General features: G+C 54.1%; 20 protein-coding genes. 8 read left to right on the plus strand and 12 right to left on the minus strand.

Annotation, left to right across the window (positions count from 1 at the left end; all coding sequences use genetic code 11):
- The first annotated feature begins 193 nt into the window (after window positions 1-193).
- Window positions 194-541, plus strand: a complete 348-nt coding sequence (locus tag AC3B8H_RS11305) for a hypothetical protein (protein ID WP_488441680.1) — start codon at window positions 194-196, stop codon at window positions 539-541.
- Complete coding sequence (locus AC3B8H_RS11310; RefSeq protein ID WP_488441681.1) at window positions 507-1,061, plus strand: hypothetical protein; 555 nt, start codon at window positions 507-509, stop codon at window positions 1,059-1,061. The genes AC3B8H_RS11305 and AC3B8H_RS11310 overlap by 35 nt, the downstream gene beginning before the upstream one ends.
- 193 nt (window positions 1,062-1,254) lie before the next feature.
- Here the strand turns inward: AC3B8H_RS11310 and AC3B8H_RS11315 are convergent, their stop codons facing one another.
- The 4 genes from AC3B8H_RS11315 to def are packed head-to-tail and all read right to left on the minus strand — an operon-like array spanning window position 1,255 to window position 3,904.
- Complete coding sequence (locus AC3B8H_RS11315; RefSeq protein WP_488441682.1) at window positions 1,255-1,599, minus strand: DUF2845 domain-containing protein; 345 nt, start codon at window positions 1,597-1,599, stop codon at window positions 1,255-1,257.
- Complete coding sequence (locus tag AC3B8H_RS11320) at window positions 1,596-2,429, minus strand: quinoprotein dehydrogenase-associated SoxYZ-like carrier (RefSeq protein WP_488441683.1); 834 nt, start codon at window positions 2,427-2,429, stop codon at window positions 1,596-1,598. The genes AC3B8H_RS11315 and AC3B8H_RS11320 overlap by 4 nt, the downstream gene beginning before the upstream one ends.
- Before the next feature lie 21 nt (window positions 2,430-2,450).
- Window positions 2,451-3,368: a quinoprotein relay system zinc metallohydrolase 2 gene (locus AC3B8H_RS11325; RefSeq protein WP_488441684.1), complete on the minus strand. Its 918-nt coding sequence runs from the start codon at window positions 3,366-3,368 to the stop codon at window positions 2,451-2,453.
- A complete protein-coding gene (gene def / locus AC3B8H_RS11330) occupies window positions 3,368-3,904 on the minus strand; it encodes a peptide deformylase (protein WP_488441685.1) in 537 nt (178 codons plus the stop codon). Before def ends, AC3B8H_RS11325 begins: the two co-directional genes overlap by 1 nt.
- A gap of 184 nt (window positions 3,905-4,088) precedes the next feature.
- Here def and AC3B8H_RS11335 point away from each other — a divergent pair, with 184 nt between their 5' ends.
- Window positions 4,089-4,424 carry a hypothetical protein gene (locus AC3B8H_RS11335; RefSeq protein ID WP_488441686.1) on the plus strand — a complete coding sequence of 112 codons (336 nt, stop codon included), beginning with the start codon at window positions 4,089-4,091 and terminating at the stop codon, window positions 4,422-4,424.
- 222 nt (window positions 4,425-4,646) lie between these two features.
- Here the strand turns inward: AC3B8H_RS11335 and AC3B8H_RS11340 are convergent, their stop codons facing one another.
- The 6 genes from AC3B8H_RS11340 to AC3B8H_RS11365 form a co-directional block, all read right to left on the minus strand.
- On the minus strand, window positions 4,647-4,970 hold the full coding sequence (locus tag AC3B8H_RS11340; protein ID WP_488441687.1) for a HesB/IscA family protein: 324 nt from the start codon (window positions 4,968-4,970) through the stop codon (window positions 4,647-4,649).
- Window positions 4,967-6,088, minus strand: coding sequence for a cysteine desulfurase family protein (locus AC3B8H_RS11345; protein WP_488441688.1), 1,122 nt, complete (start codon window positions 6,086-6,088; stop codon window positions 4,967-4,969). The genes AC3B8H_RS11340 and AC3B8H_RS11345 overlap by 4 nt, the downstream gene beginning before the upstream one ends.
- Entirely contained in the window at window positions 6,088-6,573 is a 486-nt protein-coding gene (iscR, locus tag AC3B8H_RS11350) for a Fe-S cluster assembly transcriptional regulator IscR (protein ID WP_488441699.1), read from the minus strand. The genes AC3B8H_RS11345 and iscR overlap by 1 nt, the downstream gene beginning before the upstream one ends.
- A 122-nt stretch (window positions 6,574-6,695) precedes the next feature.
- Entirely contained in the window at window positions 6,696-7,451 is a 756-nt protein-coding gene (locus AC3B8H_RS11355) for a class I SAM-dependent methyltransferase (RefSeq protein WP_488441689.1), read from the minus strand.
- Between the two features lie 4 nt (window positions 7,452-7,455).
- Window positions 7,456-8,205, minus strand: a complete 750-nt coding sequence (cysE, locus tag AC3B8H_RS11360) for a serine O-acetyltransferase (protein WP_488441690.1) — start codon at window positions 8,203-8,205, stop codon at window positions 7,456-7,458.
- 7 nt (window positions 8,206-8,212) lie between these two features.
- Window positions 8,213-8,941 carry an RNA methyltransferase gene (locus tag AC3B8H_RS11365; RefSeq protein WP_488441691.1) on the minus strand — a complete coding sequence of 243 codons (729 nt, stop codon included), beginning with the start codon at window positions 8,939-8,941 and terminating at the stop codon, window positions 8,213-8,215.
- Between the two features lie 94 nt (window positions 8,942-9,035).
- Between AC3B8H_RS11365 and AC3B8H_RS11370 the strand changes: the two genes are divergently transcribed.
- From AC3B8H_RS11370 to AC3B8H_RS11380, 3 genes are all read left to right on the plus strand, one after another.
- Entirely contained in the window at window positions 9,036-9,830 is a 795-nt protein-coding gene (locus AC3B8H_RS11370) for an inositol monophosphatase family protein (protein WP_488441692.1), read from the plus strand.
- Window positions 9,831-9,917: 87 nt separating this feature from the next.
- Window positions 9,918-10,826, plus strand: coding sequence for an NADP-dependent methylenetetrahydromethanopterin/methylenetetrahydrofolate dehydrogenase (locus AC3B8H_RS11375; RefSeq protein WP_488441693.1), 909 nt, complete (start codon window positions 9,918-9,920; stop codon window positions 10,824-10,826).
- Window positions 10,827-10,871: 45 nt separating this feature from the next.
- The gene (locus tag AC3B8H_RS11380; RefSeq protein ID WP_488441694.1) at window positions 10,872-11,777 is read left to right on the plus strand and encodes an NAD(P)-dependent methylenetetrahydromethanopterin dehydrogenase; all 906 of its coding nucleotides are present in this window, start codon (window positions 10,872-10,874) and stop codon (window positions 11,775-11,777) included.
- A gap of 25 nt (window positions 11,778-11,802) precedes the next feature.
- Here the strand turns inward: AC3B8H_RS11380 and AC3B8H_RS11385 are convergent, their stop codons facing one another.
- Window positions 11,803-12,441, minus strand: coding sequence for a response regulator (locus AC3B8H_RS11385; protein WP_488441695.1), 639 nt, complete (start codon window positions 12,439-12,441; stop codon window positions 11,803-11,805).
- A 169-nt stretch (window positions 12,442-12,610) separates the two neighbouring features.
- Here AC3B8H_RS11385 and AC3B8H_RS11390 point away from each other — a divergent pair, with 169 nt between their 5' ends.
- Window positions 12,611-14,353 (plus strand): proline--tRNA ligase, encoded by a 1,743-nt coding sequence (locus tag AC3B8H_RS11390; protein WP_488441696.1) that lies wholly within the window; start codon window positions 12,611-12,613, stop codon window positions 14,351-14,353.
- Window positions 14,354-14,434: 81 nt separating this feature from the next.
- Here the strand turns inward: AC3B8H_RS11390 and AC3B8H_RS11395 are convergent, their stop codons facing one another.
- Window positions 14,435-14,605 carry a rubredoxin gene (locus AC3B8H_RS11395; protein WP_488441697.1) on the minus strand — a complete coding sequence of 57 codons (171 nt, stop codon included), beginning with the start codon at window positions 14,603-14,605 and terminating at the stop codon, window positions 14,435-14,437.
- Window positions 14,606-14,824: 219 nt separating this feature from the next.
- Between AC3B8H_RS11395 and AC3B8H_RS11400 the strand changes: the two genes are divergently transcribed.
- The coding region (locus tag AC3B8H_RS11400) for a hypothetical protein (protein WP_488441698.1) at window positions 14,825-15,011 on the plus strand (187 nt) is incomplete at its 3' end.

A 15,011-nucleotide genomic window follows, 5' to 3' on the forward strand; every position in this document is an offset into this window, starting at 1 on the left:
GATTTTTACCTTTGCCGCCTATAACCTGACGCGCATGGGTACCATTTTCGGCTGGCGATACAGTACCGCCTAGGCGGTGGTGCGCCTGAAATCCGCCAAAAGGCGGAATTTAACGCCCTTCGGGGCGAATATAACCGGCTAAAACCGGTTTTTGAGGCCATATCAGGCTTCCAGCGCACCCAAAGCTTCGAAAATGAGCATCGAAACCGAAGGTATGCGGGCAATTTTCAACAGCCTGCTAAAGGTGTCGGCCGCGACCTTGGATCGTTTGCTCAAACCCTTGCGCATCGGACATCCCAAAGGCTTGTCCGGCACCCAACCCGGTTCGCTATTGAAAACCCAGATTCCCATCCGTACCCATTATTGGGACGAAACTCAGCCCGGTTTCGTCGAGGCCGATACGGTGGCCCACTGCGGCCATTCGCTGGCCGGCGATTTCGTCTGGAGTCTGACCATGACCGACATCGTCACCGGCTGGACAATGCCGAGCCACCTGGAACAAAGGCTTGCAAGGCGTTCTGGAACAGATTCAGGCCATTGAGGGCTTATGGCCGTTCCCGTTGAAAGACTTCGATTGCGACAATGGTTCTGAATTTCTGAATCATCACCTGGTTCGCTATTTCACCGATCATCCGCAAAAACCGGCCTTCATCCGCTCCAGACCTTACAAGAAAAACGACAACGTGCACGTCGAGCAAAAAAACTGGACCCACGCCCGGCAGTTATTCGGCTACGATCGGCTGGACAACGCCGCGCTGGTGCTGCTAATGAACGGGGTATACAGCACGCTATGGTGCCCCTTACAGAATCACTTTTGCCCCAGCCTGAAACTCAAGCAAAAACACCGAGATGGCGCCAAAATCAGCAAAAAATACCATGCGCCACAAACCCCTTACCGACGAGTACTCGATCATCCTGATATTCCAAAGGGCACCAAACAGGCTCTATGCGAACAACACGCCAAGCTCAATCCATTTGCTCTTAAAGCCACCATTGAGCAACAATTGAAACTGATCTTTTCACACATCCAGGTTACCTCTAATGTGCGACAACGACTCTGAGCCTTCGGTTACCTTTTTCTTGAGGCATTACGCCACCCTGACCAAGAGCTAACCGGGGCCGCCACGCCAGATCCACACAATACGCCCCTGTCGAACTCCACACCCGCCAAGGGCGCTGGATATGCGTCGAGAAATACTCTGGTGCCAAACCACTAATTTCCGCCGTGACCATTGAGCTCGGAAAGCTTATCGCTCAATACCCGTAACCTAACTCCTGAATATTTTTCAATTCGCCGTTTTCGAACTCCAGAAGTTGCTGAAATTTTCTGCGCCCGAAATTGTAGGTCCATTCCTCGATAACGACTTCTTCGAATTGGTCGATTTCCAACGCGCCGTAAGGATGGCGCAACCGCGTACCGCGCACGGCAGTGCGCTCTTCGACACCATCCGGCTCACCGCACTTTGCCAAAACATCGGTTTTGTGATCACCCACTCGAACCAATTTATGCCCACAACGCATGGCCAGTACCTCGCCGGGAACGACCAGCCCCATCGACAATATCCCAAGCAACACAAAGGCGCGCATCAGCGGACTCACGGGGCTACCGGATAACTTTGGACGTAGTTCGTCCCCTTGCTACAGACGCTTCGACTGGTCGGCGACTCGCAGGAAATATCGGAAAACTCCGCTTTCAATTCCCCAGGCTTGTCCGGTACGAAATAGAAGCGAAAATTTGGATCGGCGCTGATGGCGATGTCGATCTTAGCATTCAATACCGGCTTGTCGTTGAAGCTGACCTTCAACTGATCGACAAACTGCGATTTACGGATGTAGCGAGTTACCTGATCCATTTGCATGCCGGTAAGATTCGGATGGCTGATCATCAATTGCGTCAAAGTCGGTTGACCGGTTTGCACGCCTTCGTCCAATCGAAATTTAACCTTGCCAATCCGCTTTAGCGCTTCGTCCAGATCGGCGCCAACGGGTGCCGAACAGCCACCGCTGGCCTTGACGAATTTTTTAGTCATCGTCAATTTACCATCGCTGGTCTGCGCGATTGCGCGAATGTTGCTGTAGGTATTGACCCTAACCCGCATCGCCAAATCGGCTTTACCGCTTTCCGGGAAGAACTCGAATTCGCCGACGAATGGAAACGGATTCTTGTCGACGAACAACCAAATTTTCTTAATATATTTATCTTTGTTTTGAGGAATCTTACTCGTCACTTTCAAAGGCACGATCGCCGGGTCCTCGGCACGATACGGCGCCTCCAGATCGATAACGGCCGGACTTTCTTCAACACTCTTGCCAGCGAAAAACTGGTCTTTTATTACCGTGTTCCAGGTCACGTCGTCGCCTTCCGCATAGGCGCCAACCGAAGACACCAACATAGCCAACGCGGCGGCTATTCGAGATACGTTACGCATGAATTTAATCTCCCAATATAATCAGTCTTCCCATTCCAGCTCGGCGAAAGCGATGGTGACGTTTTTTCGATGAAACTGTTCAAACAATTGCCAACGGCCTTCCGCGGCCAATCCGGCCGAAGCCACGGCCTGTTCCAGTGTTTTGCCCTGCTTGATCATGGTTCTAAGCTCAGCGGAAAGATCGGCCAGATACTGTTTTTCCGGCTGCATCGCCGCCGGCCAATCCTTGACCAGACGGCCATGCCCGGGAATTACCAAGTGATAGCTGCGATGTTCCAATCGATCCAATTCGGCTAGCCAACCCTTGATGCTACCGTCGATAACTGGAATGTGCTCCTGAAACAACAAATCGGCCAACCACATCGTGTTGGTGGTTTTATCGTACACGCTGAGATCGTTGTCGGTATGCGCCGTGGGATGAGCCGTCAACACAATTTCGCGATTCCCGAGATTCAAGGTCATCGTATCCTTGACCTGTAAGTCAGGCGGGATGATGTTGTCTTGATTGACATGGATGTCCAGCGCTTCTTCGGCCCGGCTCAAATAGTGGTCGCCGCGTGTGGCCATGGCCCGCGCCAATTTATGATGGCCGACGAACCTTACACCCGGTTCGTCCTTGAAGGCACGGTTGCCGTAGATGTGGTCGGGATGAACATGGGTGTTGATCACATAGCAAATCGGCTTATCGGTGATTTGTTTGACAGAACCGCGCAAGGCAATTCCCTGCCGAGGGCTACCACCACTATCGATCACCGCCACGCATTTGTCGCCGACGATAAACCCGATGTTGGCAATCTCGCCGTGATTGGATCGATCCGGCCAGTGGTGTGTCGACAAGTGCAAATAGACCCCCGGGGCGACTTCACTGACCGACAACGGCGTTGCAGCCCAGGCACACACACTTGTCAGCCAGCCGAAAATCCACAAAATCGTCCTCATCACTCGCCCTGTCCCGCTATTTGTTTGAAAAACTCCGCCTCGGAAATAATATCCCGGTTGCTTTCGACCCGATCCAAATACACTAACCCCAATAAATGATCGAATTCGTGCTGAAACACTCTGGCGGGAAAGTCACGCAATTCCAGGCGTTGAGGGGCGCCGTTGGCGTCGCAATACCGCGTATCGATAGCCAGATGACGCGGCACCAACGCGCGAATACCCGGCACGCTCAAACAACCCTCCCAATCCTTATGCAACTCGCCTTCCAGCACGTCGAACCGCGGATTAACCATCACCAGCGGCGCTATTTCCGGTGCCAGCGGATAACGCGGCGTTGGCCGAGAAGCAATAATCAGTATCTGCAGCGACACCCCCAATTGCGGCGCGGCGATACCCACCCCGCCTTCGGCGACCATTGCCGACTGCATTTCCACTAACAGTTCGCGGAACTCGCTACTGGAAAAATCGTCAACAGGCTGCGCTTGCCGTCGCAGTACATCGGAACCCAACAATTGAATTTGCGAAATTGGTTTCATGTCCGAACGTAATATCCGATAGTTAGTTTAACCCGTTCGGCGCGCAGTATAACGCCGCCGAGGCCCCTCAACCCGTCTTTACTTTGCCGGGCATTTTTGTGATATTACTAAAAAGCTTGCGCCAACGATGCGGGTTTTGACTTAACAACCGCTTAATATGTATCGATTTCTTCCAGGAGACTATATGAAAAAAAACCATAAATTCCCGTTTGCTGTCGCCATCGGCGCATCCCTGTTGCCAACCTTGGGCATGACTGTGGCGCAAGCCGAGAGCAATCCCTTCGCGTTGACCGATCTGGGCTCCGGATACATGTTGACCGCCGAAGCCAAGCCCGACGCGGCGGACAAAATGAAGGACGGTGCCTGCGGTGAAGGCAAATGCGGCGCCGCCATGATGAAGAAGACCCCAGACAAAGCCGCTACCGAAGGCAAATGCGCCGGCAACAAACCAGCGACTTCCGGGGACAAAGCCGCCGACGGCAAAAAAATGGAAGGCAATTGCGGCGCAAACATGAAATAACGCCGCTTCGGGCGCCCGCCTAAGTGCGCGGGCGCTAACCGCCGTCTTTCGCCAGTTGTTGCAAAAAATATTTCCCTAACTTCTGGGAGTAAGACTTTTCGGCGGGCTCAGTCTCCTCCAAAAACGCCGCGAACGCTTCCACGGACTTTCCAAGTTTCGATTGTGCTTAACACGAAATATTGGGAAACAAACGTCCTCCCAAACGTTTTTTTAGCAAATTCCTCAAACAGCAAAGCTTTCGCCGCAACCGCAAGTGGCCTTGACGTTGGGGTTCAGAAACTTGAAAGCTTCGTTAAAGCCTTCGCGAACGTAATCCAGAACAATGCCATCCAACTTGTCCAAATCAGCGCGCTTAACCAACACGTTGACACCGAACTGATCGAAAACCAACTCGTCAGCCTCGGCTTGATCGGCATAGTCCAATACATAGGCATAGCCCGAGCACCCCGAAGCCTTCACACCCAACCGCAAACCTAATCCCGAACCGCGCTTATCCAGCTGTTTGCGAATCTGTTTAGCGGCGTTTTCCGTGACTTGAATAGTCATATTTGATACTCCCGATTCAATGCGAGCGCCGACTTTAAGCCGGCAATAAATTCATCGATTTGCGCTTCGTTGTTGTCTTTTCCCAGACTAACCCGAATCGCCGATTTGGCATACAGCGGTTCGATAGCCATCGCCGTCAGCACCGGACTGATCGCCTCGGAACCGGCCGAACAGGCCGATCCGCTCGACACCGCGATATTGAGTTTGTCCAATTGCATCAGTAACATTTCACCATTGACACCGGCGATGCCGAACTGAACAGTGTTGGCCAGCCGGTCCGAATTTTCGGCAAATATTTTGAGACCCGGCACCGCTAATAATTCGGCCTCCAGACGCCGCCTGAGCTCCCGAACCTGCGAGACACGCTGATCCAGTTCATTTTTCGCCAGTTCGGCGGCTTTCCCGAAGCCGACGATTGCGGCAACATTCTCGGTGCCGGCTCGTCGACCGGCCTCCTGATCGCCACCTCGTTGCCAAGCGCGAAACCGGAAATCATCGGCAACCACCAAGGCGCCACACCCTTTGGGTCCGTATATCTTGTGACTGGACAAACTCATTAGCTTCACGCCCAATTGGCGAAATGATACCGGCATCTTGCCGAGGGCCTGAACGGCGTCTGTATGAACCGAAACACCTCGCTCCGCCAATAGGCCGGCCATCTTTCCCACTGGCTGGATCGCGCCGGTTTCGTTGTTGGCCAGCATCAGCGACGCCAAGTCGCCAGATTGCCAAGTCATCATCGGTATCGCATCGACCCTCACGGTGCCGCTGGCGCTGACCGGAAAGACTTGTACATCGCGAAACAAGCGCCGGTGATAATCGGCGTTTTCAAAGATCGACGGGTGTTCGATTGCGGAGATCGTCAAGCCGCGCTCCCAAGCATTCGCCAGCGCCAACGCGTTGGCCTCGGTGCCGCCGCTGGTAAAAACAATCTGGTCCGGTTCGGCATCCACCAAGACCGCGACTTGATTTCTCGCGGCGTCGATCGCGCTTCGCGCCATGCGTCCAAGCTTGTAAAGACTGGACGGATTCCCGTACATCGCGTGCAGGTAAGGCTGCATCGCTTCAGCCACTCGTTCGTCGCAACGCGTGGTCGCGTTGTGATCGAAATAAATCATTAAGCGCTGAGTTTTTCCTTAATCGGGTGCACATCAATGACGTGCTCAACCTGCCGGGCTTGGCGTTTTGCGACTTCACCAACCAGGTCGCGCTCCAACAATTGGCCAAGACTGATTTCCTTCAGATATTCGCGAATCTGCTCGCTGAGCCCCATCCACAAATCATGGGTCAGACAAGGCTGATCATTATGACAATTCGCTTTGCCGCCGCACTTCGTGGAATCGACCGGCTCGTCAACCGCCTCAATGATGTCCGCGATGTTGATTTCGCGAGCGTTGCGACTCAAGGTATAACCGCCGCCAGGGCCACGCACGCCTTTAACCATTCCGGCCTTGCGCAAGCGCGCGAACAATTGTTCCAGATAGGAAAGCGAGATGGTTTGGCGAGTGGCGATATCGGTCAACGTCACCGGGTTGGACTGGCTGTGATATGCCAAATCCAGCATCGCCGTCACTGCATAACGTCCTTTAGTAGTAAGCCGCATGGTAAACCCCTTACATATTAAGATTATTGTAACCGCGACTATAAATAAACCCAGTAAAACGGTCAAGTATTCTGCATAAGAATGCTTTTTTAGCACTCGAAGCACCAAAATACAGTGCGTCTTCAAAGTGGCTTGCTAACCGACACTTGGTAACTGAAAGGCATAATCTCGTTGTCGTCGGGCAACCACGAGAGAACTTTGGCCGTCAGGTTGATGATTACGACGAAAAACGGAATCACCAGAATCAGCGGCATTAAAAGACTTTTCCTCGAAACCCAATCCCAGGCAATTTTGCTAATCGCGATGTTTGCCAGCAAACCGGCGGTCTCCATTGGCCTGCCGACCGCTAAGCACTCTTCAACCACCAATCCATAACGTTGAACAAGATTGCCAATACCGTGTCGGCTGAGCCGGGTAAAATCGCGCGGTTCGTCGTGCAGCGGGTATAGAAAAGGCATTTGTAACAGTAACTGACCACCGGGCTTTAAAATCCTGGCGATTTCCTCTATCGCATTATCGACGGAAGCCAAATGCTCCAGAACATCCAGTAACAACACGACATCGACACTATTCGTCGCGATCGGCAACCGGCCGGCGTCGCCGTAAACATTCGGTTTCGTCCCGTACCAACCCGTCGCGGTTTCAGGATAATCGAGCCCAACGTAGCGGCAATTCGCCGGCAAAAATTGCTTGGGCCAACCATCGGCGCAACCGATATCCAGAACAATACCCTCGAAACCGCGCAACCATTCGATTAAAGTACGATTGCGACCGCGAATTAACCATTGTGGATGCAATGGCGTGTTTAACAGGGGGTTCAGTACTTTCTTAATGTGCCGCAGCGTCATTGAGACAAGCCTGCAACACGGAAACAACAATGTCTCACTGCTGATCCTTGATTTCGCAACCCTGTATATCCGAGGCGGCCTGCTCTCGGCATTCGACACCGGAGGCGCGCAAGCGCTCGCGCATTTCTTCCACCTGCTTGTCCAATTGGTGAATGTGGTCCAGCATCAGATTGATGGCGTTTGCTATCGGGTCCGGCATGTCGCCGGTCGCACCATAAGCATCGAAACCCATTTTTTGGGCCATCGCATCGCGATTAGCTCGCTGCTTGGACTTGGCATCGATCAAATGCGCCGGTATCCCAACCACGGTAACTCCGGCGGGAACCGACTTAACAACCACCGAATTCGATCCCACCCTGGCCCCTTCGCCAATCTCGATCGGCCCCAATACCTTGGCCCCGGCACCGATGACTACGCCATTACCCAGGGTTGGGTGGCGCTTGCCCTTATTCCAACTGGTACCGCCCAGGGTCACGCCGTGATACAAGGTGCAATCGTCGCCTATCACGGCGGTTTCGCCGATCACCACGCCCATGCCGTGATCGATAAAAAAACGCCGGCCAATTTGGGCTCCCGGATGAATTTCGATGCCAGTCAACCAACGCGCCAAAAAGGATAAGTATCTGGCCCACCAGCGAAAGCCGCGCGACCACAACCAATGCGCGCAACGATGGATCAACACCGCATGGAAACCGGGATAAGTCGTAACCACTTCGAAAACCGACTGCGCGGCCGGATCGCGGGCGAATACGCAGTGTATGTCTTCTTTGAATCTGGCTAGCATCGCGGGCTCACTTGGCATTATGGTTTTGCGAGAAGCGCAAGATGCCTCTCAAAATATCCAACTCCTTGGTGTCGAGCTGGGCACGATTGAACAGGCGTCGCAAACGGCGCATGATGGATCGCGAGCGTTCGGGATGCAGGAATCCAATGTCCGCCATCGTCTGCAACAGATGCTCGTAAAACCCTTCCATTTGCTCGGCGCTGGCCAGCGGCTCCTCGCCTTGGTCGCCAATTCCGCTCCGGTGCTGGCGGCCACCAGCAACATATAACTCGTAGCAAACCACTTGCACGGCGGCTGCCAGATTCAACGAGCTGTAGTCCGGATTGCACGGAATCCGCAGCAAGTAATGGCAAAGATCCAGCTCCTGATTCGTCAGACCGGAGTTTTCCCGGCCGAACACCAGCGCGACATTTTGATCGGCCGCCGCCGCTCCACCCCAACGTTCGGCCATTTCCCTGGCGGAGACCATCGGCCAACTAATTGTTCTATCGCGCGCGCTGGCCCCCAACACCAATTGGCAGTCGGCAATCGCCTCGCCCAAGCCGGTGTAGATTTCGGCCCGCCGGAGCACATCGTCGGCACCCGACGCCCGAGCCGTGGCATCCGAATGGGGAAAATACTTGGGGGCCACCAATCGCAATTCAAACATTCCCATGTTTTTCATTGCTCGAGCCACCGCGCCAATATTGCCGGGATGCGAGGTTTCCACCAACACGACCTTAAAATTCGACAACAACCCCATCCCCCGGCCGGCTAAAAAACCGGCGATTCTAACAAAACATTTGTTATTCTATCGCGGTTTTCCAACTGCTCATTACCAATCCGTTCCCATGCATCCGATGCTTAACATAGCCGTCCGCGCCGCGCGGAGTGCCGGCGATTTGATCCAACGCTCGTCGCAAAACATCGAGAAACTCGCCGTCAACCAAAAAAGCCGCAACGACTACGCTTCGGAAGTCGACCGAGCCGCCGAACAAGAGATCATCAAGATCATACGGGCGGCCTTTCCGGATCACGCCATCCTGGCCGAGGAAAGCGGCGAACACAAGGGTAACGATTACGTCTGGGTCATTGATCCGCTGGACGGCACCACCAATTATTTGCACGGCTTTCCGCAGTACGCGGTCTCCATCGCATTAAAAAACAAGAACAAGCTGGAACTGGGCGTGATTTACGATCCGGTACGGGACGAGTTGTTTACCGCCGAACGCGGCGGCGGCGCGATGTTGAACAGCCGGCGCATTCGCGTCACCAAACAGAACTCGATGCGCGGCGCGTTGATCGGCACCGGTTTTCCGTTCAAAACCATGGAAAACATCGAACCCTATCTCGGCATGTTTCGCGCCATCTGCGCCGATTCGGCCGGTATCCGCCGCGCCGGGGCAGCCGCGCTCGACATGGCTTACGTGGCCTGCGGCCGGCTGGATGCGTACTGGGAAATCGGCGTCAAGGAATGGGACATCGCGGCCGGCGTGCTGCTAGTTCAGGAGGCCGGCGGCGTCGCGACCGACTTTTCATTTAATGACAAATACTTACAATCCGGAAACATCATCACCGGCAATCCGAAAATGCATCAGTTGATGTACGCCGCGATAGAACCGCACGTGCCGCCGCATTTGAAATAGTACGAACTTCGGCAATTCACCTAGAATTGTTATCCCAAACTCTTTTTCTTATACTAACCGGCTAACATTCCTATACCAGAGGCCATCATGGAAAAACCTTTTATCCTGCACATGCTGACCACAGCCAAAAATTTGAGCCCGTTCGACGTCAATATGGCGATGGATGCCGGCTGGATTTCAGCAGTGCCTTATATCAATGTCGAACCGAGCGAAGTTAGAGGATTGGTTCAAGACGCGATATTTTCCCGCAGCCCTAAAGGCTTGTTGCGTACCGCGATTTTCATCGGCGGACGTGAAACCAAACAAGCAATGGATATGCTGAAAAGCGCGAAAAATTCCATGGTGCCGCCGTTCGAAGTCTCGGTATTCGCCGACCCTAGCGGCGCGTTTACCACCGCCGCCGGCATGGTCGCCGCCGTCGAAAAAGAGCTAGCCGACAAATTCGATACCACGCTCGAAGGTAAAAACGTGCTGGCCTTAGGCGGCACCGGTCCGGTAGGCCAAGCCGCCGCGGTGATTTCCGCTCAAGCCGGCGCCAAGGTCCGCATCATAGGCCGTCAATTGGACCGGGCCGAACGCACCGCCGAACTGTGCAGCGAAGAGTTCGGCGACGGCAAGATCACAATCGCGGCCGGCGCCGACGCCGATAAGGCCGAATACATGAAAACCGCCGATGTCGTTTTTGCCACCGGCGCGGCCGGCATCGAACTGCTCAGCGCGGACTTGATTGCGAAGGCCCCGCAGCTGAAGGTCGCGGCCGACGTGAACGCTGTTCCCCCGGCCGGTATCGCCGGCGTCGACGCTTTCGATAACGGCAAGCCGCTTGCCGGCTCGATCAGCGGCGCGGTCGGTATCGGCGCGCTGGCGATCGGCAACATCAAATATCAAGCCCAAAGCCGGCTGTTGAAACGCATGCTGGAAAGCGATCAAGCACTTTTCCTGCATTTCGAACACGCGTTTGATGTCGCGCGCGAGTTCATTAAATCGACAAACTAACCGCGTTGGTCACCACGTCCGCCTATCACCAAGGGTAAGGTAAAAATGCCGAAACGCAGCATACTTCACATGTTCGACCCGATGCCAAACAATAGCCCGTTTGACATCAACATGGCACTCGATGCGGGTTTTGATGTGCTAATGCCCTACGCCAACGTCAAACTGGAAAGCATTCACAACTTGACGCAGGATGTGATCTTTTCCAGAGGCCCTTCCGGCGTCAAGAAAACCGCGATTTTCATCGGCGGCCGCGACATGGGCATGGCGATCGACATGCTTCAAGCCTGCAAACCGGCCATGGTGCCGCCGTTTCAGGTGTCGGTGTTCGCAGACCCTAGCGGCGCCTGCACCACGGCGGCGGCGCTAGTAGCCTGTGTCGAAAAGGCCTTAAAAAGTCAACACGGCAAGGAATTGAAAGACTGCAAAGCCCTGGTTTTCGGTGGCACGGGCCCGGTCGGCATTGCCACCGGCGTGCTGGCCTCGACCCACGGCGCCGAGACCCTGCTGGTTGACCATCTCTCGCTCGATAGCGCGAAGGACGCGACCAAGCAATACAATCGGCGCTTTGGCGCGAAAATGGATGGCGCGGTGGCACGTAACGACGAAGAAAAATCGGCGCTCATCGAAAATGCCGATATTGTCTTTTGTACGGCCAAGGCCGGAATTCGCGTGGTCAGCGCCAATGTGCTGGCCAACGCCAAGCAGCTGAAAGTCGCCGGCGACGTGAACGCGGTCCCACCGTCGGGCATCGAAGGCGTTGCCCCCAACGATACCGCCGTACCGCTTTCCGCCGCCGAACAATCCCCTGGAGCGATTGGCGTCGGCGCGCTCGCGATCGGTAACATCAAATATCAGTTGCAAAGAGAGCTATTGAAACTGCTTCTGGAATCTGAACAACCGATCTTTCTGGACTTCAGAGATGCGTTCGACAAAGCTCGCAGCTTGGTCTGAAACTGACTCTCGTTAACCTTGGCTATTAAACGCCGTCCAAATAATCATATTTGACGGCGAGTCTGGTCAACTCAACATCGTTCTTGATGCCCAATTTACCGTACAAACGGTAGCGGTAAGTATTGATTGTCTTGTCGTTGATTTTCAACAACGCCGACATTTCCTGAATACTTTTTCCGCTCAGTATCAGGCGAGCCACCTCGGCTTCCCGAGAAGACAATTGCAAAAACGGCGACGGGTTCGCGCCTGGCAGTAACTGAAACGCCAAGTTGCTGGCGACATCCTGGCACAAGTAGCGATTGCCCGAAGCCACGGCCTTAATCGCAGCTACCATTTCGGCTGTCGACGAGCCTTTCGAGACAAACCCGACCACCCCCAATTTCAACAATTGCTGCGGAATCGGGCCATCGTTATGCACCGATACGCCAATAATCTTGATTTGCGGATTGGCGGCTAAAATGCGCCGACAAGCTTCCACACCACCGATCCCCGGCATATTGATATCCATCAGAATCACGTCGGGTGGATCCGTCTCCACCACTTTCAACGCCTGCTCGCCACAGTTACAAACCGCTACAACCGCAATATCCGTTTCCGCGGACAGCAACGCCTGAATACCACTCCTGACCAATTCATGATCATCAACCAGCAAGACCTTAATCATTTTTCCCTTTCGTTCCCGATTAGATTTTTTATTCTTTCAAGTTTCCCAAATTTCGGCGATCGCGGCAATGCCAAAACCCCAACTGATACCGCGAAATCGGCGAACCTTGTCGTCGTTCGCCAAATTAAACGTTAAAATAAACGATTTGTTAATCACTCCCAAGGCCGCCATGCGTACCAGCCAATTTCCTCTCAGCACCGTTAAAGAAACACCGGCCGACGCCGAAATTGCCAGCCACAAACTCATGATCCGGGCAGGATTGATTCGTAAATTGGCCGCGGGCATTTATACCTGGCTACCGCTCGGCTTGCGAATTTTACGCAAGGTTGAACAAATTACCCGCGAGGAGATGAATAAATCCGGCGCATTGGAAGTGTTAATGCCGGCATTGCAACCGGCGGAACTGTGGCAGGAAACCGGCCGCTGGGAAAAATACGGGCCGGAGCTGGCGCGGATGAAAGACCGCCACGACCGCGATTTCTGCCTGGGGCCGACCCACGAGGAAATCATCACCGACCTGGCCCGCCACGAGTTGAAAAGCTACAAGCAATTGCCGGTTACCTATTATCAAATCCAAACCAAATTCCGCGACGAAATCCGTCCGCGTTTCGGCGTGATGCGTTCCCGCGAATTCGTCATGAAGGATGCCTATTCCTTCCACCTGGATCACGAGTCCTTGCAACAAACCTATGACGTGATGTACCAAACCTACACCAATATTTTCAATCGCTTCGGCCTTAAATTCCGGGCCGTGATGGCCGATTCCGGCGCGATTGGCGGGGCGGTGTCGCACGAGTTCCACGTGCTGGCCGACTCCGGGGAAGACGCCATCGCGTTTTCCGACGACGGCGAATACGCGGCGAATGTCGAGAAAGCCGAAACAATGAGATCTACTAAAAACAGACCGGCACCGGAAAAAGCCTTCGAGAAAACCGCCACCCCTGGCAAGAAAGCCATTGCCGAGGTCTGCGAATATCTGGGCGTCGCGCCGGAAAAGGTTCTGAAAACCCTAATCGTTACCCAGCGAACGGTCGACTCAGCCGGACAACCTCAGACAGGCCACTATATGCTGCTGTTACGCGGCGACCACGAGCTGAATGAGATCAAGTTGAATAAAATCATTGGCGACTTCGACTTTGCCAAGGAAGAAGAAATCGAAGCCGCGTTGAGCTGCCGTCCCGGCTATATCGGCCCGATTCTCGAGCAGCAAAAGACCTTTCCCGGCAAAATTATTGCCGACTATGCCGTGGAACACCTCAGCGACTTCGTGTGCGGCGCCAACGACGAAGGCTTCCATTTAACCGGCGTCAACTGGGAACGCGACCACCCCTTGGCCGGCATCGAATTCCACGACATCCGCCAAGTCGTGGACGGCGACCCCAGTCCCGACGGCAAGGGGACACTGACCATTGCTCGCGGCATCGAAGTCGGCCATATCTTTCAACTCGGCAGCAAATACAGCGAGGCGATGCAGGCCGCCGTGGTCAACGAAGCCGGCAAGAATCAAACGATGATCATGGGCTGCTACGGCATCGGCATCTCTCGAGTTGTCGCCGCGGCGATTGAACAAGGCCACGACGAGCGCGGCATTATCTGGCCCAAGGAATTAGCGCCGTTTCAGGTCGCGATCTGCCCGATGAATATGTACAAATCCGATCGACTTCGAGACACTGTTGAACAGATTTATCATGAGCTGCTGAACGCCGGGATCGAGGTATTACTCGACGACAGAAAGGTTAGGGCGGGCTTTATGTTCTCGGACATGGAGTTGATCGGCATTCCGCACCGGATCGTGATCGGCGACCGTGGCTTGGATAGCGGTACTGTCGAGTATCAAGGCCGGGAAGATGCCGCCAGCCAAGAAGTCGCGATGCGGGATATTGTTGAATTTATCAAAGCCAAGCTGGTTTGAATCCCACAAAAAAGGGCGCCATCGCGCCCTTTTCAACTCGGACCGACCCGCCGCGAAGGCGACCGCTCCCGTGCGGCAATACTACTTCATCAGCGTAAACATCGCCTTGATCGCTCCGCATTTCGGGCAACCCCAATCTTCGGGAACGTCTTCCCAAAGGGTTCCAGGTGCAACGCCGTTTTTCGGATCGCCCAGTTTTTCGTCGTAAATGTGGCCGCAAGTTTTGCACTTGTACCTTCTAAACTCTGCCATAAGTAAGTCCTCGTCTGTTTACGGTTAATCAAGCCGTCCCATTCTAGCTCAAGTGACAAACCGAAAAAACCATGTAGTGTTCGAGGTAGACAGACGCTTGCCGCGCGCCTTGCGTCAACATGACAAACCCGGCTTGTCACGAAACCGTTATTTGCAATTCCGTACAAATTAGCTATAAGAACAGGAGGGGGACTTTAATTTTTTTACAGAGGTTTAACTATGAGCAGTCTAAAATCAGCATATAGCTTGGCACGGGTGGTGGGTTCGATTGCGGCGCTTGCCGTGGTGAGTCCATCCTCATTCGCCAGTCCGTTAACAGCCGACTATGGGGTGGCGACGGCTGCGGCATTCAACACCTACGACTTAGGCGCCGGCGCGGCTTTGGCGCATTTCAACAATGACGGAA

The sequence above is a fragment of the Methylomonas sp. BG-2 genome, from assembly GCF_057766305.1.